The organism is Metabacillus idriensis (genome assembly GCF_050483325.1).
Lineage (GTDB): Bacteria > Bacillota > Bacilli > Bacillales > Bacillaceae > Bacillus_P > Bacillus_P idriensis_A.
The window spans coordinates 465547-490775 of record NZ_JBCMYF010000001.1 but is presented as its reverse complement, the minus strand read 5'-3'; the positions used below and the strand labels follow the sequence as shown (position 1 = coordinate 490775).

The 25229-nt window shown below is 42.7% G+C and carries 22 protein-coding genes and 2 riboswitches; of the genes, 9 read left to right on the top strand and 13 right to left on the bottom strand.

Going from position 1 to position 25229, the window contains the following annotated elements; translation table 11 throughout:
- The first annotated feature begins 985 nt into the window (after positions 1–985).
- Complete coding sequence (locus tag ABEQ24_RS02350) at positions 986–3058, top strand: AAA family ATPase (protein ID WP_430005268.1); 2073 nt, start codon at positions 986–988, stop codon at positions 3056–3058.
- Between the two features lie 27 nt (positions 3059–3085).
- Here the strand turns inward: ABEQ24_RS02350 and ABEQ24_RS02345 are convergent, their stop codons facing one another.
- Together ABEQ24_RS02345 and ABEQ24_RS02340 are read right to left on the bottom strand one after the other, a co-directional pair.
- A complete protein-coding gene (locus ABEQ24_RS02345) occupies positions 3086–3727 on the bottom strand; it encodes a VOC family protein (RefSeq protein WP_430005267.1) in 642 nt (213 codons plus the stop codon).
- 126 nt (positions 3728–3853) lie between these two features.
- Entirely contained in the window at positions 3854–5548 is a 1695-nt protein-coding gene (locus ABEQ24_RS02340; protein ID WP_430005266.1) for a M3 family oligoendopeptidase, read from the bottom strand.
- Positions 5549–5710: 162 nt separating this feature from the next.
- Here ABEQ24_RS02340 and motA point away from each other — a divergent pair, with 162 nt between their 5' ends.
- The gene (motA, locus tag ABEQ24_RS02335; RefSeq protein WP_430005265.1) at positions 5711–6502 is read left to right on the top strand and encodes a flagellar motor stator protein MotA; all 792 of its coding nucleotides are present in this window, start codon (positions 5711–5713) and stop codon (positions 6500–6502) included.
- A complete protein-coding gene (gene motB, locus ABEQ24_RS02330; protein ID WP_430005264.1) occupies positions 6495–7250 on the top strand; it encodes a flagellar motor protein MotB in 756 nt (251 codons plus the stop codon). Before motA ends, motB begins: the two co-directional genes overlap by 8 nt.
- A gap of 575 nt (positions 7251–7825) precedes the next feature.
- On the opposite strand, the gene ABEQ24_RS02325 is transcribed toward motB, so the two are convergent.
- The 3 genes from ABEQ24_RS02325 to ABEQ24_RS02315 form a co-directional block, all read right to left on the bottom strand.
- A complete protein-coding gene (locus ABEQ24_RS02325) occupies positions 7826–8143 on the bottom strand; it encodes a hypothetical protein (RefSeq protein ID WP_430005263.1) in 318 nt (105 codons plus the stop codon).
- A gap of 166 nt (positions 8144–8309) precedes the next feature.
- On the bottom strand, positions 8310–8759 hold the full coding sequence (locus ABEQ24_RS02320) for a MarR family winged helix-turn-helix transcriptional regulator (RefSeq protein WP_430005262.1): 450 nt from the start codon (positions 8757–8759) through the stop codon (positions 8310–8312).
- 90 nt (positions 8760–8849) lie between these two features.
- Positions 8850–10457 (bottom strand): bifunctional metallophosphatase/5'-nucleotidase, encoded by a 1608-nt coding sequence (locus ABEQ24_RS02315; protein WP_430005261.1) that lies wholly within the window; start codon positions 10455–10457, stop codon positions 8850–8852.
- Positions 10458–10592: 135 nt separating this feature from the next.
- On the opposite strand from ABEQ24_RS02315, the gene ABEQ24_RS02310 reads away from it, so the two are divergent.
- Positions 10593–12098, top strand: coding sequence for an ATP-binding protein (locus ABEQ24_RS02310; RefSeq protein ID WP_430005260.1), 1506 nt, complete (start codon positions 10593–10595; stop codon positions 12096–12098).
- A 40-nt stretch (positions 12099–12138) separates the two neighbouring features.
- On the opposite strand, the gene ABEQ24_RS02305 is transcribed toward ABEQ24_RS02310, so the two are convergent.
- Complete coding sequence (locus ABEQ24_RS02305; protein ID WP_430005259.1) at positions 12139–13086, bottom strand: aldo/keto reductase family protein; 948 nt, start codon at positions 13084–13086, stop codon at positions 12139–12141.
- Between the two features lie 281 nt (positions 13087–13367).
- On the opposite strand from ABEQ24_RS02305, the gene ABEQ24_RS02300 reads away from it, so the two are divergent.
- A complete protein-coding gene (locus ABEQ24_RS02300; RefSeq protein ID WP_430005258.1) occupies positions 13368–14099 on the top strand; it encodes a ZIP family metal transporter in 732 nt (243 codons plus the stop codon).
- A gap of 52 nt (positions 14100–14151) precedes the next feature.
- Here the strand turns inward: ABEQ24_RS02300 and ABEQ24_RS02295 are convergent, their stop codons facing one another.
- From ABEQ24_RS02295 to ABEQ24_RS02265, 7 genes are all read right to left on the bottom strand, one after another.
- Positions 14152–14400: a Spo0E family sporulation regulatory protein-aspartic acid phosphatase gene (locus ABEQ24_RS02295; RefSeq protein ID WP_430005257.1), complete on the bottom strand. Its 249-nt coding sequence runs from the start codon at positions 14398–14400 to the stop codon at positions 14152–14154.
- A gap of 281 nt (positions 14401–14681) precedes the next feature.
- Positions 14682–15338, bottom strand: coding sequence for a cyclic di-AMP binding protein CbpA (cbpA, locus tag ABEQ24_RS02290; RefSeq protein WP_430005256.1), 657 nt, complete (start codon positions 15336–15338; stop codon positions 14682–14684).
- 520 nt (positions 15339–15858) lie between these two features.
- Positions 15859–16392 carry a 1,2-dihydroxy-3-keto-5-methylthiopentene dioxygenase gene (locus tag ABEQ24_RS02285; protein ID WP_430005255.1) on the bottom strand — a complete coding sequence of 178 codons (534 nt, stop codon included), beginning with the start codon at positions 16390–16392 and terminating at the stop codon, positions 15859–15861.
- Between the two features lie 17 nt (positions 16393–16409).
- Positions 16410–17048, bottom strand: a complete 639-nt coding sequence (locus ABEQ24_RS02280) for a methylthioribulose 1-phosphate dehydratase (protein ID WP_430005254.1) — start codon at positions 17046–17048, stop codon at positions 16410–16412.
- The gene (locus ABEQ24_RS02275) at positions 17045–17707 is read right to left on the bottom strand and encodes a 2-hydroxy-3-keto-5-methylthiopentenyl-1-phosphate phosphatase (protein ID WP_430005253.1); all 663 of its coding nucleotides are present in this window, start codon (positions 17705–17707) and stop codon (positions 17045–17047) included. The genes ABEQ24_RS02280 and ABEQ24_RS02275 overlap by 4 nt, the downstream gene beginning before the upstream one ends.
- Positions 17704–18942, bottom strand: a complete 1239-nt coding sequence (gene mtnW, locus ABEQ24_RS02270) for a 2,3-diketo-5-methylthiopentyl-1-phosphate enolase (RefSeq protein ID WP_430005252.1) — start codon at positions 18940–18942, stop codon at positions 17704–17706. Before mtnW ends, ABEQ24_RS02275 begins: the two co-directional genes overlap by 4 nt.
- A 192-nt stretch (positions 18943–19134) precedes the next feature.
- Positions 19135–19243, bottom strand: a riboswitch (SAM riboswitch).
- Positions 19244–19409: 166 nt separating this feature from the next.
- A complete protein-coding gene (locus ABEQ24_RS02265; RefSeq protein WP_430005251.1) occupies positions 19410–20582 on the bottom strand; it encodes a pyridoxal phosphate-dependent aminotransferase in 1173 nt (390 codons plus the stop codon).
- A gap of 101 nt (positions 20583–20683) precedes the next feature.
- On the opposite strand from ABEQ24_RS02265, the gene ABEQ24_RS02260 reads away from it, so the two are divergent.
- From ABEQ24_RS02260 to ABEQ24_RS02245, 4 genes are all read left to right on the top strand, one after another.
- Positions 20684–21472: a carbon-nitrogen family hydrolase gene (locus ABEQ24_RS02260; RefSeq protein WP_430005290.1), complete on the top strand. Its 789-nt coding sequence runs from the start codon at positions 20684–20686 to the stop codon at positions 21470–21472.
- A 108-nt stretch (positions 21473–21580) separates the two neighbouring features.
- Positions 21581–21741: riboswitch (SAM riboswitch) on the top strand.
- Positions 21742–21837: 96 nt separating this feature from the next.
- Positions 21838–23028, top strand: a complete 1191-nt coding sequence (gene mtnK, locus ABEQ24_RS02255) for an S-methyl-5-thioribose kinase (protein ID WP_430005250.1) — start codon at positions 21838–21840, stop codon at positions 23026–23028.
- Positions 23029–23040: 12 nt separating this feature from the next.
- Positions 23041–24099, top strand: a complete 1059-nt coding sequence (gene mtnA, locus ABEQ24_RS02250) for an S-methyl-5-thioribose-1-phosphate isomerase (protein ID WP_430005249.1) — start codon at positions 23041–23043, stop codon at positions 24097–24099.
- A 1-nt stretch (position 24100) separates the two neighbouring features.
- A complete protein-coding gene (locus ABEQ24_RS02245) occupies positions 24101–25228 on the top strand; it encodes a sugar ABC transporter substrate-binding protein (RefSeq protein ID WP_430005248.1) in 1128 nt (375 codons plus the stop codon).
- The last annotated feature ends 1 nt before the right edge of the window (position 25229 follow it).

Genomic DNA, 25229 nt, shown 5'->3' with positions numbered 1-25229 from the left:
ATTCGCGGTTTTGAAGCACTTACCTAGGACTCGAGAACATCGTAAGTGCTGCATTAGCAGTTTTGAAGCACTTACCTACGACTGGAGACTATAGCAAGTGCTGCATTACGCGGTTTTAAAGCACTTAGCTAGGCCCCGAGAACATCGTAAGTGCTGCATTAGCAGTTTTGAAACACTTACCTAGGGCTCGAGAACATCGTAAGTGCTGCATTCGCGGTTTTGAAGCACTTACCTAGGGCTCGAGAACATCGTAAGTGCTGCATTAGCAGTTTTGAAGCACTTACCTACGACTGGAGACTATAGCAAGTGCTGCATTACGCGGTTTTAAAATACTTAGCTAGGGCCCCGAGAACATCGTAAGTGCTGCATTAGCAGTTTTGAAGCACTTACCTACGACTGGAGACTATAGCAAGTGCTGCATTACGTGGTTTTGAAACACTTACCTAGGGCTCGAGAACATCGTAAGTGCTGCATTCGCGGTTTTGAAGCACTTACCTAGGGCTGGAGAACATCGTAAGTGCTGCATTAGCAGTTTTGAAGCACTTACCTACGACTGGAGACTATAGCAAGTGCTGCATTACGCGGTTTTAAAGCACTTACCTAGGACTCGAGAACATCGTAAGTGCTGCATTAGCAGTTTTGAAGCACTTACTTCGTGAGGAAGCCCCACATTTAGTGCGGCAAACTAGGTTATGATGCACTTATCTAGTGCCGGAATCCAGATAACCTGCTGCCTAAGATATATTGAAGCAAATTAGATTGTGGGTTATCTTTATCGTAGTATTTACTTTTCAGCTATGCTCCTAGCGTTGAAGCAGATCAGCTTTAGTGAAATTTACCGCACAAAATTTTTTAAGCAAAATACTTGAAAGTCAAATAAGGTCAAACTATAATATGAATCAAGATCATCCTATGAGGTGATTTTTTCCTAATTCAGTTAGTCAAAGATAGTCAAAGTCAAATTAATTATCAGGAGGTTTTCACTATGCTATGTCAACATTGTCAAGCTAAGAAAGCATCTGTTCATTTAACTCTTCAAATTAATCAGGAGCGTCACCAAGTAATGATTTGCTCTGATTGTTATGCACGATATAGAAGCTCTGTTCCAAGCGGAGGATTTGGTCCAGAACCTCACCCACAGCCGTTTCAGCAAGGAAATGCGGAAGGTCAAACCCAAAATCAAGGCAGCGGAAGTCTGCTTGACCAGCTTGGACGCAACTTAACGCAGGCGGCAAAAGCGGGAGTCATTGATCCTGTTATCGGCAGAGATGCAGAGGTCGAACGATTAATTGAAATTTTGAACAGAAGAAACAAAAACAATCCTGTTCTGATTGGGGAACCGGGTGTCGGTAAAACAGCTGTTGTTGAAGGTTTTGCGCTTAAGATTGCAGAAGGCGATGTACCAGCCAAGCTGAAAAACAAGGAAGTTTACTTGCTTGATGTGGCTTCCCTTGTTGCAAACACTGGTATACGCGGTCAATTCGAAGAAAGAATGAAGCAATTGATTTCTGAGCTTCAGCAAAAGAAAAATATTATCCTGTTTATCGATGAGATTCATCTTCTCGTTGGCGCAGGTTCAGCAGAAGGATCAATGGATGCCGGTAATATTTTAAAACCAGCCCTTGCACGCGGCGAGCTGCAGGTTGTCGGTGCGACGACGTTAAAAGAGTACCGCCAAATCGAAAAAGATGCAGCGCTTGAACGCAGATTCCAGCCAGTCATGGTGTCTGAACCGTCTCTTGAAAAAGCCGTTGAAATCATAAAGGGCATTCAAGATAAATATGAAAAATACCATGAGGTAACGTACACCGATGAAGCCATTAAAGCAACTGTCACATTGTCAAACCGCTACATTCAGGACCGTTTCTTGCCTGATAAAGCGATTGATCTGCTTGATGAAGCCGGTTCGAAAAAGAACCTTCAAGCAGGCGGAGGCGAAGATATCAGCGGACAGTTAGCCGAAATTGCCAGCAAGAAAGCTCAGGCTACAAAGGAAGAAAACTACGAGCTTGCAGCAAAATTGCGCGATGAAGAGGCCAAGCTTGAGAAAATGCAGACACCTGTCAAAGCTGTAGTCGATCTTGCGGATATTCAGGCTATTATTGAAAAGAAAACAGGCATCCCGGTCGGCAAGCTGCAGGAAGATGAGCAGGCGCAAATGAAGAACCTTGAGACTAAGCTTTCAGGAAAAGTAATCGGCCAGGACGACGCTGTTAAAAAAGTAGCCAAAGCGATCCGCCGCAGCCGTGCAGGACTGAAATCAAAAGAACGGCCAATTGGATCCTTCCTGTTTGTCGGTCCAACAGGTGTCGGTAAAACAGAACTGACAAAAACCCTTGCCTCTGAACTGTTTGGTTCACGGGACTCACTTATCCGTCTTGATATGAGTGAGTACATGGAGAAGCATTCGATTTCTAAAATCATTGGTTCTCCTCCCGGCTATGTTGGCCATGAGGAAGCAGGGCAGTTATCTGAAAAAGTCCGCCGGAACCCTTACAGCATTATCCTGCTTGATGAAATTGAAAAAGCCCATCCTGATGTACAGCACATGTTCCTTCAAGTGATGGAAGATGGCAGATTGACAGACAGCGGAGGCCGAACTGTCAGCTTTAAAGATACTGTCATTATCATGACGAGCAACGCCGGCATCGGCCACAAGAAAGTCACAGTCGGATTTGGAAACAATGAAGCCTTAAACGAAAGTTCTTTATTAGATTCACTAGGTTCATTCTTTAAACCGGAGTTTCTTAACCGTTTTGACAGTATCATTGAATTCAAATCACTTGAAAAAATCCATCTTCTTGAAATCGTCGACATTATGCTTGATGATCTGAAAGCAACATTGGCTGAGCAGAAAATATCGCTCAGCATCACAGATGATGCAAAAGAAAAAATCGCTGAACTCGGCTATCACCCTGCATTCGGCGCACGTCCGCTCCGCAGAGTGATTCAAGAGTATGTAGAAGATTCCATCGCTGACGTTCTGCTTGACGGCAATGAGATGACTGAACTTGCAGTAAAGCTTTCAAATGATAAGATTTCTGTAGAAGCTATATAAGCTTAAAAGAGTGCTGATTCCGAGAAATCAGCACTCTTTTTTTGCACTAATTTTATATGGATATACAGGATGGGTGTACTCAAACTCAGCCTTATCCGCGACTTCAAGAACAATCGGATGAATCTCTGAGCCTCTTTGTGTCGGATACCAATGCCTCCCTTCTTTTACCACCACAATAGAACCGTCACCATTTCCGTGAAAAGAAAACAAATCAGATTCACTCTCAAACTGATTCGCCAAAAAAGCCAAGTCCCTCCGCATATGTTTAACGCTTGCGCACGGCATACCAACTTCCACGATGTCTTGCCATTCCAATAAATGATCCGGGACCTCCTGTTTCCTTTCAAGCATTTCAAGCACATTGCCTTCCGGATCATGAAAATACGCCTGCTTTCCTTTCCAGTACAGGCTCACCTCCCCTTTTTCGTTTGGCAGAAGAAGACTCTCTATTTCCTGAAACATGATATCAAAAAAAGCTTCATTCATTCTAAAGCATATATGATAATAGGAACGATTTTCTGATTTTATAAAGGTTAATCTGCTTAAACCCGCTTTTACAGTAAACCGATCCTTTTTTTCATCGATCAATCTCATCTTCAGAATAACTGTGTAAAATGTTTTCATTTCTTCAAGATGTTTGCACTCTAACTTTACATGTAAAAATTTCAATTTCCTCTCCCCTCTCTTTCCTTCATTTTAAAAGATTTGCCATGATTTGAATTCAGTCTTTATACGGATCATTTATCCATCTTACATACGAAAAAAACCGCCAGCTTATGCTGACGGCATTTTCCATTATAGGTTTTTGTCATCCACGTTCTCAAGCCACTCTCGAATGTCGCCTGTGACTGATTGTACACAGCCATCTTCGAATGGCGAAATCAGATTTGCCGTTTTTACTAAATCAAGGAAAGACTGGCTTCCCCCCTGTTTGCATAGATGCAGATAATCTGCCCATGCCTGCTCTTTATTTTCATGCATCTTTTTCCAGAACTGCAGGGCACAAATTTGAGCAAGTGTATAGTCAATATAATAGAAAGGAGAATTAAAGATATGTCCCTGACGCTGCCAGAATCCGCCTTCTTCAAGGAACTCGTTATCCCCGTAATTGCGGTGCGGCAAGTATTTTCGTTCAATCTCTCTCCATGCCTGTTTGCGCTCCTTCGGTGTGGCCTCAGGATTTTCATAGATGAAATGCTGGAATTCGTCTACCGTTACGCCATACGGCAAGAATAAAAGCGCTCCGCTTAAATGGCTGAATTTATATTTCTCTGCATCTTCCTTAAAGAAGGTTTCCATCCACGGCCATGTGAAAAATTCCATGCTCATGGAATGAATTTCGCATGCTTCATGTGTCGGGAAGTGATACTCAGATAAATTGAAATGACGGCTCATATATACTTGGAATGCATGCCCTGCCTCATGAGTCAATACATCAATATCCCCGCTGGTTCCGTTAAAGTTCGCGAAGATATATGGAGCTTTATAATCCTCAATATATGTGCAGTATCCTCCGCCTGCCTTACCTTTTTGAGCAAGCAGATCCATAAGGTTCCGTTCAATCAGGAAATCAAAGAACTCATTTGTTTCAGGAGACAGATCTTCATACATCTTTTTCCCATTCGCGATAATCCACTCTGCATCTCCTTTAGGAGCAGCATTTCCAGTTGTAAATTGGAGCTTTTCATCCGGGAAAGCAAGAGTATCAAGTCCTAAGCGTTCCTGCTGGCGTTCTCTTAATCTAGTTGCCATCGGAACAATATATTCCTTAATCTGATCACGGAAGTTCTTCGCCATGGCTGCATCAAAATCAATGCGCTGCATTCTTTCATAGCCAAGCTCTACAAAGTTTGCAAAACCTAATTTCTTTGCAATGAGTGTCCGGACTTTTACGAGCTTGTCAAAAATCTCATCGAACTTTTCTCCATTTTCAGCGTAAAAGCCGAAGTATGCATCAGATGCACGTTTTCTTGTGTCGCGCTCTTTAGATTCAAGCTGCGGTTCAAGCTGGGCAAGTGTGTACTCTTTTCCGTCAAACTCAATTTTTGCAGAAGCTACAAGCTTTGTATATTCTGACACAAGCTTATTTTCTTTCTGCAAATCTTCAAGTACTTCCGGAGAGAACGTTTTCAGCTGTGCATCAGCAAGGGCAAAAAGCTGTTTTCCGTATTTACCTTCCAGTTCATTGCGGAAGTTCGAGCTGACAAGCGCTTTGTAAAACTCAGTATCCATTGCTTTAATATGCGGTTCAAGCTCATCAAGATAATCCTGTTCTTCCTTGTAAAACTCATCATTTGTATCAATCGTATGGCGGATATAGCAAAGATTGAAGGCTGTTGAAAGATTGCCGCGGATACCATTCAGCTGATCAAGCGCCTCTTCCTGCTTTTCTAAGCTTTCCGCCTGCTTGAATAATTCAAGCGCCTCATGAAATGCTGCTTCAACCTCTTCCTTAACAGGTCTTTTGTATTCGTATTCCTGAAATTTCATATGTATTTCCCCACTCTCTAAAAAAAATGACTTGCCCTCCTCTTTATTCGAGAAAAAAGTCCTGATTCCTCTCTTTCTCTTTTCATTCTGCTCTTAAAATTCATAAAAAGATGACGATATAAACAGTAACAAAACGTAACGAAAGAAAGATTTGGTGAGAGTATGGATAAAACGTCGCTTATTGGATTAATTTTAGGTCTTGTTGCTGTAGGTGTCGGCATGTTTATGAAGGGTGTAAGCCCTGCTGTATTATTAAATCCGGCTGCTTTGCTGATTATTATTGCTGGTACGATTGCAACAGTAGTTACCGCATTTCCCACAAGCGAGATTAAAAGAGTGCCAAAGCTGTTCGGTGTGATTTTTAAAGAGCAGCATTCACACAGCATACAGGAACTGATTCCGATGTTTTCTGAATGGGCTCAGGTTGCTAGAAAAGAAGGCCTGCTTGCTCTTGAAGCTAAGATTTCAGATGTTGAAGACCCTTTTTTAAAGAATGGGCTGAGCATGGCTGTTGACGGACAAAATGCTGAATTTATCCGCGATGTCATGGCGGAAGAAATAGATGCCATGGAAGAACGCCATTTAGCCGGCGCCTCTATCTTTTCACAGGCTGGCACGTACGCTCCTACACTTGGAGTACTTGGAGCAGTAGTCGGATTAATCGCCGCTCTATCCCATATGGATAATACAGATGAACTGGGAAAAGCCATTGGAGCTGCTTTTGTCGCAACGCTTATGGGGATTTTTACAGGATATGTACTTTGGCATCCTTTTGCAAACAAACTCAAAAGAAAGTCAAAGCAGGAAGCAAAAGTAAAATACGTCATGATCGAAGGAGTGTTATCCGTACTCGAAGGGCAGGCTCCAAAAGCGATTGAACAAAAGCTTGCCACCTATCTTCCGGCACACGAAAGAAAACAGCTTTTCGCGGAAGGAGAGAGTCTGGATGGCTAGAAAGAAAAAAAAGAAACATGAGGAAGAGCACGTTGATGAATCCTGGCTTTTGCCCTACGCGGATTTATTGACGCTATTGCTTGCCCTTTTTATTGTCCTCTTTGCCATGAGCTCAGTGGACGCCCAGAAATTCCAAATGCTTGCCCGGGCTTTCAACAGCACCTTTACAGGCGGAACCGGCGTCCTTGAATACCCAAGTCCGATCCCTGACGGCGAAATGGAGCAGCTTGATCAGGAAAAAGAAAAAACTCCGGACAAAGAAAAACAGGAAACACTTGAGCAGGAGAAATTAAAAGAAATTCAGAAAAAAGTGAATGCCTACATTGCAGCAAACAGTCTTGAAACGAAATTAAAAACAACACTGACAGATGAAGGCCTTCTGATCACCATTTTAAATGATATCTTTTTTGACTCAGGTCAATCTGACATCCGCAAAAAAGATGAACAGCTGGCGAAGGAAATTTCAAACCTGTTAGTCATGAATCCGCCGCGGAATATCATTGTCAGCGGCCACACAGACAACGTGCCGATCCAAAACGCGGAATATGAATCCAACTGGCACTTAAGTGTGATGCGTGCTGTCAATTTCATGAAGCTTCTGCTTGAAAATGAGCAGCTTGATCCAAGAGCCTTCTCTGCAAAAGGCTTTGGAGAGTACAATCCTGTTGCCGACAACAAGACGAAACAAGGTCAGCAGAAAAACCGCCGCGTTGAGATTTTGATTCTTCCGATTGAACAGAACCAGTGAAAAGTGTCCGTTTGAGGATGCTTTTTTTGTTTGGATTAATATGTGTAACTGCGGGTGAGCAGCTCATTTAGGAGATGATTTTTCAAGGTGAAGTGTATAGACCAATATAAATGGAGGAATCAAGCAGCGGCTTTGATTCCTTTTTTTCCGAAGTTGATCTGAATTGTGGAATCATACAGGGGCTTTGTTTCCTCCTTTTCAGGAGTTGAACCGATTTCGGGAATCATACAGGGTTTTGATTCCCCTTTTTCCAGAGTTGAGCCGATTTGGGGAATCATACGGGGGCTTTGTTTCCTCTTTTTCCGAAATTGATCTGAATTGTGGAATCATACAGGGCTTTGATTCCTCCTTTTCAGGAGTTGAATCGATTTCGGGAATCATACAGGGTTTTGATTTCCCTTTTTCCGGAGTTGAACCGATTTGGGGAATCATACGGGGGCTTTGTTTCCTCCTTTTCAGGAGTTGAACCGATTTGGGGAATCATTCAGGGTTTTGATTCCCTTTTTTCCAGAGTTGAGGCAATTTGTGGAATCATACGGCGGCTTTGATTCCCCCTTCATCTCAATCCCACTCCCTTAACTGTACAGAAAATAATAAATAATAAAATAGCTGATAAAAAACAAAATGGAACCAACTAAGAATGGGTTAATGATTAAAGACGTTTCTTCTCGTTTAAGTTGATAACTTCCTGCCATAGCACTGAAGACGGAGTATTCGGAATTACTTGATAAAAAACCGCCGGAAGAACTAAGCAAGAAAGCGGCAAAAACGAACAAACTTGAACCGAAGAACATAGTCTCTGGAAACTGCGTATCAAAAATAAGGATAGTCCCCGCAATTAATAAAGACTCAATTATCAATGTAAATAGGATAAAAAAAATGTACTTTTTCATTCTGCACCTCCGTAATATGTAAATTATTTATAGTACGCAGTTCAGCATGAAAAAGATTCCCTTTTCTGACAATGGATTACCCATTCAAAAAAATGCATTTTCAAGAAAAAAAAGCAGCACGGAAAAACGGGTAGTTTTTCCGCACTGCTTTCATTTTAAGCTCTTCTCAATCCTGAAGATCCCGAGCATGATAGCCAACCTTTTTGATTAATTCAATGACGGTCTGCTTTTCTTCTGATGTGAGCACGCCGACAATTTCGTCTAAGCGCTCTTGATGGGATGGGAAAATACTCTCAATCAGCTGTTTTCCTTTTTCCGTTATTTGAGCAAACGTAACACGGCGGTCTTTGTCGCATGCTTTTCGAACCAAGAGTCCTTTTTGTTCAAGCTTGTCGACTACATATGTGATGCTCCCGCTTGCTAAAAGAATTTTCCCGCCGATTTGCTGCAGGGGCTGATCTCCTTTATGATAAAGAAGCTCAAGAACGGCAAATTCAGTCGGATTCAGCCCGAAGCTTGAGATGTGCTTGTTTACTTGATCATTAATCGCGCGATGCGCACGGGATAAAACGATAAATAATTTTAACGATTGTTCAATTTGCTGTTGTTCATTCATTTTCATCAATCCTTCGATAACTAAATATCTTGAATTCTAAATAATAATGATACAAAATGGATGCTGAAAAGTCAAGATGACCAAGCAATCTTACGTGCAAATGACCTTCCAATTCGGATTTAGTGTTGCTTGTACTGCCTTTTTCTCCAGTAAATAGTTCGCGATCAGCTCAGACATATCAACAGGAACTTCTCTGACGACTTCTTTTCCTTTAAACATGGTGTATTCCCCTCCGCCTGAGGCCCGGTAGTTATTCATCACTACGTCATAGCAGCCGTCAAGATCAAGCGGATTCCCATTTTTCAGAAGAAGCACGGTCCGCTCGCCGATTGGTTTTGAGACATCTAGTATGTACTCAATCCCGTCCCACATGTCATAATTATAGTGCTGGGGCTTTGGGTCCTGAAACTTCGGATTCACAATGACTGCGCCGTCCTCTCCGCACATAAAGTATGAAGCTGAACGTTCAAGTGCGGCTTTAATGTCGCTTCCTTTTAATCGAAGAACCTTTAGTGTGTTTGGATAGATATAGTTTGAAACAATATCCCGCATGGTCGGGTTTTCAGGAAAGCCTCTTGATGCATTATCAAAAAGCGCCGTATTAGAGATATCCGTTCCTGCTGCATCCATTTGTACCTTGTTTATAAATTCGATAAAAGCTGTTTTCTCCATCCGGGCAGCGAAGGGATCATTAATCTGCATATTCCCGGAGATTTTTCCAATTGGCTGATCCAGCCATTTTTGTGTTTCTTTTTCATAAGGCTGAATCAGCTCCACGATGCGCTGATCTGTTTCAATTAAGCTCAGGTCCACAAGCTCTGCCTTTTTCTCTTTAATGCAGACTCCGTTGTCATCAACTTCGAAGATGACGTCAATTTTCCCGGCAAATCGCCCATTAAACCCAGGCTGAATAACGGTCACTCCGTTTAATTCCCCTGAAATGGACCGGTGCTGATGTCCGGTAAGCAGCACATCGATTCCATCTATCTCATGGCAAAATTGATACGCCTGATTCTCACCGGTCAATGCTTCTGTCGGCGCTCCAGTTTCAAGATTACGTTCAAAACCTCCATGGTAGGAGACAATAAGCAGGTCAGGCAGCTCTTTCTTTTTTATGTATCTCGTCCAGTACTTAGCTGTTTCAAAGGCATCGTGAAAGGTAAGCATTTCAATATGCTTCGGGTCCTCCCAGTTCGGGATATAATGGGTTGTTATCCCAAGCACTGCAACTTTTACGCCTCTGTATGTTTTCAATATATATGGTTTGCCGAATAAGGGCCTGCCGTTTTCTATGATATTAGCAGACAGCCATGGGAATTCAGATTGCCCGGCAGCTTTCTTCAAATAATCACTGCCGTAATTGAATTCATGATTTCCGATTACTGCCGCATCATATCGGATCGCATTCATTGCTGCTATGACAGGGTTCTGCTGATCTGCAGCTTTCTTAGCATAATAATACGTAAGCGGGGTTCCCTGAATGCAATCTCCATTATCAATGAGAAGGACGTTTTCAGATTCGGTTCTCTCTTTGTTAATGATAGTTGAAATTTTTGCAAGACCGAGGCATTCTTCCTCGTTTGTACTGTAAACAAGCGGAAGAACATGACCATGTAAATCACTTGTCTGCAAGATCGTCAGTCTCACTGTTTCTATGAGAAACCCCTCCCTTTTCTTTCCATCATACCTAACTTTCATGTTCTCTACAATAGAAGAAAACAGGTTTTGCAGCAGAGTGTTTTCCTCCTTCTTTCCTAGTACATTCCAATTAAATGGTTTATAATTCGTATAGTATGCTCATATCCGGGCAATCTCTTATTTGGGGCGATAACTTTGCTGAAAGATTTTAATAGATTTAAAAAAGCATCGATCTATATGATGATCGTGCTGATTCCATCCCTGTTTATCAATACGTGCATCTATTATTACCAAAAAGATAAAATCATGGATTCGCATCGCTCTGAAGCAGCTTTTATGATCAACGTTCATAAAAACCAGATTGATAGTTTGATTCAGGATACAAAAGCAAGACTTGAATCAATGGCGCTTGTCCTGGAAGAAGAAACGGACGGGGATAAAATTCAGAGAGTGCTGACGCAGGCGCATGATCAGGAACCCCGTTTTTCAGGCCTGTATTTTGTCAAAAAAAACGGCGACATTTCAGCAGGTTCATCACAATTGCTGAAGACTGTCAACCTTCAGCACCGCGCTTTTTTTAAGAGTGCTCTGGCAACAAAACAATCGACAGTGTCCGATGCCTATTTCGGAAATATTTCAGGTGATTACATCGTGTCGATTTGCACACCGATTTTCGACGAAAATGGCGAAGTGGCGAACTTATTAGTAGCAGCGCTAAAAGTAGATTATCTGCAGAATATCATCAACGTTATCAGTCCGAGATTGAATATTAAAGTAGTTGATGACAGCAATCATGTTCTTTTTGCGTCCAGTAACGAAAATGAAGCAAGCAAAATGGAGCCGGTGCGGGTTTATCTTGATCAGATCTCCTGGCGGCTTGAGGGAACGCCGGATTCAAAGATAAGCCAAGATCATGTAAAAGACATCATAATTTATATGATGATCACGTTCGGTATTTTAAACATCATTTTCATTCTCATTCAAAATTTCCTTTTAAAAAGAAGAGCTCAGATTGAACAAAGTCAAATTGATGCTCAAAAAGTAGAGCTTGTCGGGATGCTTGCAGCAAGCACTGCACACGAAATTAGAAATCCGCTGACAGGTGTAAAAGGGTTTATTCAGCTTTTGCAGGAAAAATATCAGGACTCTGAAGATCAATTTTATTTTTCTGTCATCGATAAAGAAATTCAGCGAATCAATGAAATTGTCAGCGAGTTTTTAGTGCTTGGGAAACCGACTGCACATCACCATGCTGATCATGATATAAATGCGATTGTGCTGGAACTATCCCCTCTTTTAGGATCAGAAGCCAATCTTTTTAATGCAGAAATGGATATCCGCTTATATAAAGAGCCCCTGCTCATCAATTGCACCAAGGATCATATTAAGCAGGTACTGCTGAATTTAGCGAAAAATTCATTAGAAGCAATCGAAAAAAATGAAGGCAAATTAACTATTGAAGTGCAAAAACAGGGGAATTTCGCGGTGATTAAAGTAACGGACACAGGAAAAGGCATATCAGAGGATGTCATTTCAAAAATCTTTCACCCGTTCTTTACTATGAAAGATACAGGTACAGGCCTCGGACTGGTTGTGTGCAAGCGCATCATCTCCATGTACAAAGGGACAATTGCCATTGACAGTGAATTAAATAAAGGGACAGAAGTGACGATTACTCTTCCATTATCCGAAAAAGAGTGAAAAGCAGATGCTTTTCACTCTTTTTTTCTATATGTAAAACTTAACTTGTGATGATCTCTTCAATACGCTGCAATGCACTATACCCTAATGCAACGTCCGAAGCCTTTGCGTTTTCAATGATCTGCTCAGGGTGAGAAGCGCCGACAAGCGTGCTTGCCACGTTATGCTGCCTAAGCGTCCAAGCAAGGGCAAGCTGGGCAAGTGTGATGTCGTGTTCCTTTGCAAGCTGATCGAGAAGCTCCACTTTCCTGTTCACCATGTCATTCAGAATTTTTTTCATCCATGAATTCACATTTTCACCTGAGGCACGGCTTCCTTTAGGAATTAATCCTTCTTTATACTTCCCTGTTAAAATCCCCTGGGCAAGCGGTGACCACACAACTTGTGATACTCCTGCGTTTTCGCACATCGGAATGATTTCTTCCTCAATATCCCGGTGAAACAGATTGTACTGCGGCTGATTGACAACAATCCGGTCAAGCAGATAGCGGTCAGACACACTCATGGCTTCCTGTATTTGAGCAGCTGTCCATTCACTTACTCCTGCATACAGAATCTTTCCCTGGCGGATAAGATCATCAATGGCCCTCAATGTTTCATCAAGCGGTGTCTCCTGATCATATCTGTGACAGTAAAAAATATCGACATATTCAAGATCCATCCGCTTTAAGCTTGCATGAACCTGTTCCATAATATGCTTTCTTGATAATCCCTTATCGTTCGGACCGTCACCCATTGGCCAGAATGCCTTTGTCGTCAGAACATATGAATCCCTTGGAAACGATTTAAGTGCCCGCGACATGACAATTTCTGCTTTTCCGCCCTCATACACATTGGCGCTGTCGAAAAAATTAATTCCTGATTCATATGCCTTATGAATAATTTCTGCCGCTGACTTCTCATCAACTGTTTTTCCGAATGTCAGCCAGCTGCCAAGACTGATTTCACTTACCTTTAACCCCGACCTGCCTAGCCTTCGATAGTGCATCCCTATTCCCCCTGCTGTACGTGATGAAATTCCTTTGTCTTTAACTTATCAGAAATTTCAAAAATCGTAAAGAGAGAGACTTGTTCACCTTTTGACAACAATCGACAACTCCTGTCATTTCCATCTAATTCTTTTTCATTTTTACTATAGATCCATCTTTTTGATGAAAATAATGGATTCATATGGCGAAAAAACAGGAATGAATCCTTTTGCTATCTTTTTTTGTTTTTTTTCGGCTATAATATGGCTAATACATACAAGCGGGAAAAAGGAGTTCAACCATGACTGAGGTTTTAATCGGAAGTACGTTATCGGCCCTGGCAACAGGATTTGGAGCCATCCCCATTCTGTTTCTTCAAAAAACTATTACGCACAGATGGAGAGATATCCTTCTCGCCTTTACAGCCGGGATCATGATGGCTGCATCTATGATGAGCCTGCTTCCTGAAGCACTGAACCAGGGAGGGGTTTTTCAGGTTTGTGCGGGTCTTTTTCTGGGTGTGCTAGTCCTGACCACACTTGAAAAGAAAATCCCCCACATCGACCTTGAGCATTCTAGATACGGAATTGAATTTGACCAGAAAGCCATGCTTATCATTGCTGCCATCACCCTGCATAATCTGCCCGAAGGGTTATCAGTCGGGGTAAGCTACGCATCTGATCAAAGCGAAACCGGAAATTTAATAGCTTTCGCCATCGGGCTTCAAAATGCGCCAGAAGGTTTTTTAGTCGCCCTGTTTCTAATAAACCAGAATATCGGCAAATTCAAAGCCCTGCTTATAGCGACAATGACAGGAGCTGTGGAAATTGTCACTTCCCTGCTTGGCTTCTACTTGACTTCAATTGTAGAAAACCTCGTGCCTTATGGCCTTTCTTTTGCAGCGGGAGCCATGCTGTTCATTATCTATAAAGAGCTCATTCCTGAAAGCCACGGTGACGGCAACGAGAGGAATGCGACCTATTCATTTATACTTGGTATTCTCTTTATGATTGTGTTGAATGAAACGGTATAAGTTTTATTGCAAGCAGGCAAAAAAAACCCAATACTCCTCGAGTATTGGGTTTTTATATTGTTAAGCCGTCCCTTGCTGTCCATTTCTTCATAGACTCAATAAATTGAAGGAAAGGTGGATTTGTTCTATTTTCTTCTTCAAAAAGAATCTGCTGATATTTATTTAGGAGCATGTCCAATTCCTGACTGCACTGAACGGCGCTATCACACGTATATCCGCCTGCTCTTGCTGTATCGATCATTTCCTTGCGTTTAGAGTCAATACTCATCAATAATTGAGACTTGCACATTTCGGTTGTCATTTTCTTCCCTCCGCCTCATCTCTTAAGTATCTATATTGGGAATAAATATACTTATAAAGTATTACAGATACTTCTAAACTTGTAAATAGATTAGCAATAATCGACAATATTCACACCTGAAATTATGGCAATTTTGTTAAAATTAGATAAGATACCTCGTTTTACCCGATTTAATAAGAGGTAAAACCACGAAAAACATATTTTTTCCTGTTTTTATTAAAAAATAAAAACAGACCAATATGTTCGGTCTGCTTTTCACAATCTATTATTTAAAAATAATCTTACTGCTTCGTCAGGACTTTTTCTCCTAAATTCACATCATCTACAGAAGTTACCCGGAAATCTTTATCTTCAAGCTTCTTAATGATTTTGTTCAGCTTTTTTTCTGAAACATCATGAGAGAGATTGATGATGATTCTTCTTAAATATGTATCCCCGTTGTCGAGTGTCAGCAAGCCTTCGATATTTACATCTTTAATAGCTGAAACCAGCTCCTTGATGGCTCCTTTATGTTCTTTCGTGCCGACTGTCAATATATATCCGCCTGTCTTCATGCCAAACGAATCCTCAAGCACATCCATGACGTTGCCATGCGTAATAATGCCGGAAAATTCTTCTTTCTCATTCAGCACGGCTAAAAATGGAAGGCGTCTGATTGTAAGGAATGTCTTAAAGAAAGAATCCTCTTCATAAATAAACGCATCCCGATCCTGAATCAGCGACTCAATCGAATCCTCATCCTTGCCCTGCTTTTCTACGTAATGATCAAGAAGATCCACCTTATAAATTAACCCGGCAAAAGCTGTGCCATTCTCTTTAAGCACCGGAATGCTCCGGTACCCTGACTCTTTCAGCAATTCATAAGCTTCCTTTACAGTGCTTTCTGCCTTACAGTACCTGACATCCTCTTTTTTCACGAAATTATAGCGTATCTTCATCTTTGCAATCCTCCCTTTAATGCTTATTTATTGTTGAAAATTTACCATACAATCAGCAGAGAGTAAAGAAAATTAAAATTATTTCGGATTTTGACAGTCTTGCTGAAATTTTAGTCATGCATTTGGGTGTGTACACTCTTCGCTTCTTGCATATCTGTCCCCATTTTCCGCCCTGGTGGTTTTTTGCGGATGAAAGCCTTTAATGAGCACCTGTATTAACGTTTATCCATTTTATAAGGTTCCATTCGGCTCGGATGGGTACCTATATTTCTGTTTATCCATTTTATAGGGTTCCATTCGGCTCGGATGGGTACCTATATTTCTGTTTATCCATTTTATAAGGTACCATTCAGCCCATTTGCATACCTGGATTTTGCATTGCCGTTTTCCCAGAAAACCATTTCAAATGAGCTTGCTAAGATATTGTCGGGTTAAGCATTTATAATTTAGAATATCGGAAGCGTCACAACAGCAGAAGAACAAAAATCCCCTTCACCACCCAGGTGAAGGGGATTTCAGCTTAAGCCTGCTGTTCTTCTTTTTCGTAAATCGGCACCCAGCCTTCAGATGTAACGAAGATGCGCACGGCGACAACTTTACGGTCCTCCTGAAGAGTGAAATAGTGACGGATGTTCGGCGGTACGGAGATCAGGTCGCCCGGGTTCAGTTCCACATCGAAGAACGAGCCGTCCTTACCCTGTATGATGAAAATGCCGTGGCCGCTTACGATGAAGCGCACTTCGTCATCTGTGTGGTGATGCTCCTGCTGAAAGTTTTGCAAAAGCTGATCAAGGTTTGGAGTGGTGTCAGAAAGAGAAATGACATCCTGCGCCTTATATCCGCGGCGTTCTGAGATATCTGCAATCTCAGCATTGAATACTTGCAGAATTTCTTCTTTTTGCTCATCTGACAACCGGTAATTCTCTCTTAATGCTTCCGGCAGCTTCTCGATATCCCAGTGTTCATAAATGACTTCCTGGGATTCAAGAAATTCGGCTACCTCTTTTTGATCTGCAATTCTTTCATTTGTTTCCTGCAATCGTATCGTTGCCATGCTGATTCCTCCTATTATTAAGCTCTTAAGGTGAGCGATTTAGCTTGTTTTAAAGATAGGACTTTTAAATGATAGGAAAATAAAAATTCGCATGCTTCAAGGATTTTTTTCGCCTCAAAAGCATCTTTTCCCCACACCGTGATCCCATGATTGCGAATTAATACAGCACCAGAGTCTCCTTTGACATACTGGCCAAAGTCAGCAGCGAGTGCCGGAATATGTGCCGCATTTTCAATAATCGGAATATGCCACTCTGCCTCTTCTTCCCAAAGTCCAAATGCTTTGATGATTTCCTGCCCTTTAAACACAACGCTGCCCTCATCGCCGTAGAGCTCTGAAATGACATTGTTGTCAACCGTATGGACATGGAGGCTGCAGCCTGCGTCAGTACGAGTATAAATCTCCACATGAAGAAGGGTTTCTGCAGAGGGCTTGAGCTTTGTTTCCTCAAGAGCTGCCCCGTCTTCATCGACAAGCAGGAAATCCTCGTCTGTCTCGATTCGTTTATCCCTGCCGCTTGAAGTGACTAAAAATGAAAGAGGCTCTGTGTTCACTTTAATTGCCAGGTTGCCGCTTGTTCCGGGAAACCAGTCCCGCTCTGCAAGCTCGCGTTTTATAGCAGCAAGCTCGCTCCATCGCTGATTTACTATACTCATGATACCGCCTCCTGCTTTTCCTTAAGTCCATCGATAACATCAAAGAACGTAGCGAATTCCTGATGCGGAAGGTCAAGAGACTTGCATTTTTCAAGAAGAAAGTCTCTTGCAAACACAAAGTCCGCAAGCTTTGAAGCCTCTAAGTCTGTAACAGAATCACCGATGACAATGATTTTCTGACCCGGATCTGCAAGCTTCCTAATCAAGCTCGGCTTGCAGCAGCCGCAGTCATTGCTGCACTGCACATCACATGTGTTTGGCCATAATATTTCAATTTTCTCCCCGCTGAAGTCACCTTCATTACAGAAAACCCGGCTGCGGTCTACAAGGCCATTCAACAAGGGGTGGACAAAGAAATCAATGCCACCGCTTACGATATACAGAGGGATTTCTTCCTCCTCCGTAAATTGAACAAATTCACGGAAACCATCCCGGAGGTGAGCCGTAAACAACAAGTATTGAATCATATCGTATTTCAGCGCGGATGGAATCAGCTGAAACATCTTCCCTACCCCATTTCGGACAGAAATCCGCTGACTCAGCACATCATCCTTCAACTCGTTCCACTCAGGCGGGGCAAACTTTTTCATAATGGCAATAATGTTGTCATTATTTGTGATGGTTCCGTCAAAGTCACAGATGATGATCGGCTTGCTCATTTGCTCACCTCCACCTGCCCCCAGAGATCGAGTGCGATTCTCAAATCCGCATTTTCTTGTGCTTTTTCAGTCAGGGAGATGCCTTGTAAAGAAGCATCAATTGCTGCACGGAACGCTTTTCCTCCTGCAGCAGCGCCATTTGGATGGCCATGGACGCCTCCTCCGGCATTGATGACGCTGTCTAACCCAAAGTCCTGGATTAAAACAGGGACGAGTCCCGGATGAATCCCTGCTGAAGGGACAGGGAATGTTTCCTTCAGCAGGACGTTTTCTTTACACGCTGCACTGATGGAAAGGGCTGCTTCCCGTTCAAGTGCAACACTTCCGTATGGTGATGGGAACAAAGAAAAATCTGCTCCGCTGTATCTCAGCAATTTTCCAAGTAAAAGAGAATGCGAGATGCCATAAAGAGATGAAGATGCCAATGCTCCGCTGACAGCAGGATGAGCCATTAATGGAATGCCGATGTCTTTGTCCTCAGCCAGGCTTTGAAGCACGTCAAGACCATAAGCAAACACATTGAACAGCAGCGCATCTGCACCAAGCTCTGCCGCACGCTTTGCTTTTTCTTTTAAATCATATGTTTTGCCTGACAAATGAACCGCGTACATCGCCTTATGACCCGTCTGTTCATAAACCTCGTTCAGTACTTCTTTTCCGGCAGAGATCCTTTGTTCAAAAGGTGTCAGCGGATTTTCAAACAAAATCTCATCATCTTTTACCAAATCGACCCCGCCAAGTACCTGGTCTTTAAGCTGATTCTTTAAAAATGAGAGATCCCGTCCGATGACGCCTTTAAAGATACTCATTAATAAAGGTCTGTCATATACACCCAGTTTTTCGCGGATGCCGCTGATCCCGAATTTAGGCCCTTGAAACTCCGCAAGAAGATCATCTGAAAAATCCAGATCCAGCAGCTTCACTTCACCGTCAAGGGAAAGTTTTCCAAACACGGTCGCAAGAATCGCCGGCAAATCATGGCTGAAATTTACCCCTGGATAAAAAATTTTGACAATGCCTTTTTTGACGCGTTTGCCTAAAAATACGGAGACCAAGTCATGGACGCCGAATTCTTCAACGGCTACTACCTTCCCTTTGTGCTGCTTCAGCTGTTTCTGAGTCAGTTCCGGAAGATCCGTCCATGATCCAACGGTTAAGCCAAGGGCAATCCCCTCTGCTTTTTTCTCTAAATTTTTCTCATCATGGATAAGATAAGTTGCTGTAATTCCGCTCATGTATGTACCGCCTTCCATAACAATTTTTACAATGTGCAAGCGAGAGTATAGCTCAGGCATGGCAGAAAAGCCGGGTTTTGACTTTGACTTTTAAAAGCTTGGCGACCCCGCTTGCCACTTATTCACTCTTAAACATATAAAAAAGGCCTCTTTCCGCTAATCGAAAAGAGACCTTATCTGACAAACTTAAGATCCTTATCTATCAGCGAATGCTGCAAGATTTAGCACCGTGCTTAAACCTTGGTTTAAGTCGGTTGCCGGGCTTCATCGGGCTAGTCCCTCCACCTGCTCTTGATAAGAATGGCTTATTTAAATTGGCTTGAAAATAGGATTGAATACCGCTGTCCAGCTGCAGCGCCTGACTCCCAGGTCAGAATGGCTGCGCTTTTCATTACGTTCTAAAAATCTGAATAACCTGAATTTAATTTGGATTATGACAGTTTTCCAATAGACTGTCAACTGGAATTTTAAAATATATTCAGAGATTTTATCCGCTGTGCGGCTTCTCTGAGTCTATCTTCTGAGGTTAAAAGCCCTGCCCTTACATAGCCTTCTCCGAATTTCCCGAAACCGACACCCGGTGCAACACAGACGTGAGCGTGAAGGAGAAGATATTCGGCAAAGGATTCTGACGTAAATCCTTCCGGGACAGGAAGCCAGGCAAAAAACGACCCAGGCGGCGCTTCAACCTTCCAGCCGATTTCGTTAAGAGCAGTGATGAATGCATGGCGCCTGCTCTCATACCGCTCCACAAGCTCATCCACACAGGACTGCGATTCAAGCAGGGCAACTGCTGCCGCCTCCTGGACTGCACTGAACACGCTGACAAACATGTGATCCTGCAAGAGGTTTATCGCTTCAATGACACTTTCATTTCCAATCGCAAAGCCAATCCGCCAGCCTGCCATATTATAAGTCTTTGAGAGTGTATAGATTTCAATCCCTGTTTCTTTAGCCCCTTCAATTTCCAAAAAGCTGACTGGCTTTTTACCGTCAAACCCAACGGCGCCATAAGCAAAATCATGGACAACACAAATCTCATTTTCTTTTGCAAACGCAACGGTTTCTTCAAAGAATTCTTTTGTAGCAACAGCACCCGTTGGATTGTTGGGATAATTCAAAAACATGAGCTTCGCATCTTTCTTCGCGTCTTCTGAAATCTCACTGTAATCCGGCAAAAACTGATTTTCTTTTACAAGCGGCATAAATTCCATTCTGGCGCGGGCAAGCTCTACTCCGGACCAATAGTCAGGATAGCCAGGATCCGGCACAAGAACTAAATCATCAGGATCAAGCAAACATTGCGGAATTTCAACAAGCCCTGCTTTTCCGCCGAACAAAATCGCTACTTCTTTGTCAGGATTCAGTGTTACACCGTATTCCCGCTTGTAAAATTCCGCAATCGCCTCTTTAAGAAATTTCTGTCCGCGGAAAGGGGAATATTTGTGGTAGTCAGGGTTTTCTGCTGCAGTTTGAAGAGCCTTCACAATATGAGGCGGTGTCGGCTGATCGGGATTTCCCTGACCAAGATTAATCACGTCATGCCCCGCCTCTATACTTGCATTCACTCTTGCAACGAGACTTGCAAAAAACTGCTTTGGAAGCTTATTTAATAACTGTGATTGATTGAAATTTTTCATGTTTTACACCTTCTCAAAAAATTCTTGAAATTCTAGTGAAAAATCATATATTGTTAGAGTCAGCTTGTAAAGAAAAATTTTTAAGGCGGAGATGATGAATGATGAATCCTAAAGTGGCTTGCCTGCAAATAGACCTTGTATTCGGTGACCCTGAAGCAAATAGTGCAACGGTAAAAAAAGAAATCGAAAAAATAGCAGCAGCTGAAAAACCGGACGTGATCGTTCTCCCTGAACTGTGGACAACCGGCTATGATCTTACCCGGCTTGACGAGATTGCAGATTTAGACGGCACCAAAACAATCGCCCTTGTCAGCAGCCTTGCTAAAAAACATGAAGTCAATATCGTGGCTGGTTCTGTTGCGAAAAAAACGGAAGCAGGCGTGACCAACACGATGTATATTTTTAATAGACATGGTGAGCTGATCCATGAATACAGCAAGCTTCATCTTTTTAAACTGATGGATGAGCACCTGTATTTAAACGGCGGAACCGAAAAAGGCCTGTTTCAGCTTGACGGTTTGCAGAGTGCCGGCGTCATTTGCTATGACATCAGGTTCCCGGAATGGATCCGTGTTCATACAACACAAGGAGCAGAAATTCTTTATGTAGTGGCGGAATGGCCGCTCCCAAGACTTCATCACTGGAAATCGATGCTGATCAGCCGTGCGATTGAAAATCAGTGTTTTGTTGTTGCCTGCAACCGTTCAGGCAGCGATCAGAAAAATGAGTTCGCCGGCCACTCGATGATCATTGATCCGTGGGGAGAAATTTTAGCTGAGGCCGGGACAGAGAAAACCTCCATAACAGCCGAGATCCAGATGGAGAAAGTAACAGAAATCAGGAAACAAATTCCTATTTTCAAAGACAGACTTCCTCATTTTTACTCTTAAAAAAAGTATTGACAGTTTTTCATTTTACCTGTTAACATTCAGAACAAGTGATAAATTCCAAATTGTGCGAATACATTTTCCTATCACGCAACTTTAATTTCATACTATCTCTTATCAAGAGTAGGCTGAGGGATTTGGCCCGATGACGCCCAGCAACCGACCGTAAAACCATTGTAAAATGGGGCGCAGTTTTTTATGCGCGGGGAGATTTCTTCCACAAGGCACGGTGCTAATTCCAACAGAAAGAATTTCTTTCTGGCAGATAAGAGGTGCGAAGCCTATGACTTCAAGCCTCTTTCACTGTGGAAGAGGCTTTTCTTATTGCTTGAAAAGCCTCTAATTTTAAAACTGGAGGGTTATAAACCATGTCAAACTATCGATCATCTGCTTATGAACCGTTAACTGAAAGTGCCGCTGTAGCTCTAGCCATCAGACTTGGATTGTTTGAAGAAAAAAGTGTGCTGACGTGCAGGGAAATTGGCGACGGAAACTTGAACCTTGTTTTTCATATTGTGAATCAACATCAAAAAGGAATCATCATTAAACAGGCACTTCCTTATGCAAAAGTAATTGGCGAAAGCTGGCCGCTTACTCTTGACCGTGCCAGAATTGAAAGCAGCGCCCTGCTGAAGCAGGCAGAAACAGCAAGCTCGTATGTGCCAAAAATTTATTATACGGATGAAACTCTCGCTATCACGGTAATGGAAGATCTTTCTTATCTGCAAATTGCAAGAGCCGGTTTGATTGAGGGTAAGGACTTCCCGCTTCTAGGAAGACACATCGGCGAGTTTTTAGGGAAAACATTATTCTACAATTCTGATTTCGCACTGAATCCGCAGGTGAAAAAACAGTTAGTCAAACAATTTTCAAACCCCGACCTTTGCAAAATAACTGAAGATTTCGTCTTTACTGATCCGTTTTTTGATTATGAGTCAAATAGCTTTGAAGAAGAGCTGAGACAGGATGCTGAAAAGATTTGGAATGATAATCAGCTGAAACTTGAAGTGGCTAAATTAAAACACAAATTCCTGACAGAAGCTGAAACACTTGTTCACGGCGATCTTCATACAGGCAGTATTTTTGCAAGTGAAACAGAAACAAAGGTGATTGACCCTGAATTCGCCTACTATGGTCCGATCGGCTTTGACCTTGGCCACTTCTTCGCCAATCTATTAATGAATGCCATTTCGAGAGATCAAGAGAAACAGCAAGTACTTCTGGATCATATCGAAACAGCCTGGAACGTTTTTGAAAAAGAATTTTCTGAAGCATGGAAGAATGACAGTCTGGAAGTTTACGCAAAAGTTGACGGCTATCTTTCTTTTATCCTCGAAAAAGCATTTGAAGATGCAATCGGTTTTGCAGGCATCGAAATCATCAGGCGGACAATCGGCCTCGCGCACGTAGCGGATCTTGATTCGATTGAGCCTTACGAGCGCAAAATTGAAGCAAAACAGCGTGCACTTGATTTAGGAAGCAAGCTTGTTAAAAATCGTCAATCTATTAAAACAACTGCAGACCTTGCAGAATCATTCAAACAAGTACCTGTCAGATAAGGAGAAAACATCATGTCTTTTACAAATACCATTATTCCCCGCTCTGTCGAGTGGAAAGAAACCTATATCCGCCTGCTTGATCAGCAAAAACTCCCTGCTGTGACAGAATATATAAAACTTGAAACGGTCCGAGATGTTTGGGAAGCAATTCATGCATTAAAAGTGCGCGGTGCTCCTGCCATCGGGATAACCGCTGCCTTTGGTCTTGCTCTCGCTGCCAAACAGTATGAAACCGAAAATTTAGATGAATTTCACAGTCTGCTAGCCCGTGATCATGAATATCTTGCAAGCTCAAGACCGACTGCCGTTAATTTATTCTGGGCCCTTCGCAGGCTCGTAAAAAGCGTGCAAAGTGCTGTTTCTGTTAACGAAGCGAAAACCAGTCTTCTTCATGAAGCCATACAAATCCAAGTAGAAGACGAAGCGACATGCCGCCAAATCGGTGAAAACGCCCTCCCGCTTTTTAAAGACGGCGATTCTGTCATGACGATCTGCAATGCCGGATCCATTGCTACTGCCCGTTACGGCACGGCTCTTGCACCCTTCTATCTTGCTAAGGAAAAAAACATCCATCTATCCGTTTACGCATGTGAAACACGCCCTGTTCTGCAAGGTGCACGCCTGACAACTTGGGAGCTCATGCAGGCAGATGTCGATGTGACGCTGATTACCGACAACATGGCTGCACATACGATTTTCTCTAAAGGAATTTCCGCCATCATCGTCGGGGCAGACCGCATTGCTGCAAATGGAGATACAGCCAATAAAATCGGGACGTATAATCTGGCTCTTTTAGCCGGCGCGTTTCAAATTCCGTTTTATGTTGCAGCCCCGCTTTCTACTTTTGATCCTGAAACGAAAAGCGGTGCAGGCATCCCGATTGAGGAACGTGATTCAAAGGAAATTACCCATTTTGGCGGGCAGCAGATTGCCCCTGATCATGTAAAAGTGTTCAATCCTGCTTTTGACGTAACTCCCCATCATTTGATCACGGGAATCATTACAGAAAAAGGCGTCTTATCCGGTGATTATGAATCAGAAATTCAAAGAGTATTCAAGGGGGAAGCTTAAATTGAAAGGGTTCGGGCACGTATTTATTTTACTGACATTGTTTGTGTTTCTATTAGCGGGGTGTACAAGTGAACAGGATGCTGTATCAGGCACTGAGCTGAAAGCTTCTGAAGAAAAAAAAGAAGAAACGGCTGCTGATGCTGCTTCAGGCAGCACCGAAGTACCAGAAGCCGTGCAAAAACCGCTCAAAATTGCAGCGATCATGCAGATGTCAATTGGAACATTTTCTTCTCAATACATCTCAGGTGTTCAAGAGCAAGTCGAAAAGTTCGGCGGATCTGTGCAGATTTACAACGCAGATAATGACTTATCAAAAATGGCTACATATGTAGAAACAGCTATCACCCAAAACGTGGATGCGATCTTAATTGACCATGGCCGTGCAGACGCCCTTCAAGGGCCAGTTGAAAAAGCAGTTGCTAAAGGCATCCCGGTTGTCGCCTTTGACAGTGACATCAACGCAGATGGCGTTACTGTCATTGACCAGGACGACTACAGCCTTGCATGGAAATCACTTAAAACATTAGCTGAAGACTTAAACGGCGAAGGAGAAATCGTTACCGTATGGGTCGCGGGCTTTACACCAATGGAAAGACGCCACACCATCTATGAAGCGTTCAAACAGCGCTATCCAAACATCAAAGAAGTGGCGAAATTCGGAACAGCAAGCGCCAATACAGCTTTAGACACCCAAACCCAAATGGAAGCCATCTTGAAAAAGTATCCTAATAAAGGCGACATTGATGCAGTCTTTGCTGCTTGGGATGAGTTTGCAAAAGGTGCCACCCGCGCCATCAAGCAGGCCGGACGTGATGAAATCAAAGTGTACGGAATTGACTTAAGTGATGAAGACCTTGAACTGATGCAGCAGGAAAACAGCCCTTGGACTGCAACAGCAGCAACAGACCCTGCCGAAGTCGGCCGGGTACAGGTCAGGTTCGCTTATCAAAAGATTGCAGGAGAAGAAACGCCTAACATTTATTCCCTTGAACCGCATCTTGTTGAAGGATCTTCGCTTCCTGAGCAATCGATTAAAATGGACTCTCTGTCAGAATATGTGCCTGGATGGGGCACTTCCCCTGTCGCCACATCGCCATGGATGAAAACACTTGAAACGAAGGGGGAATAAA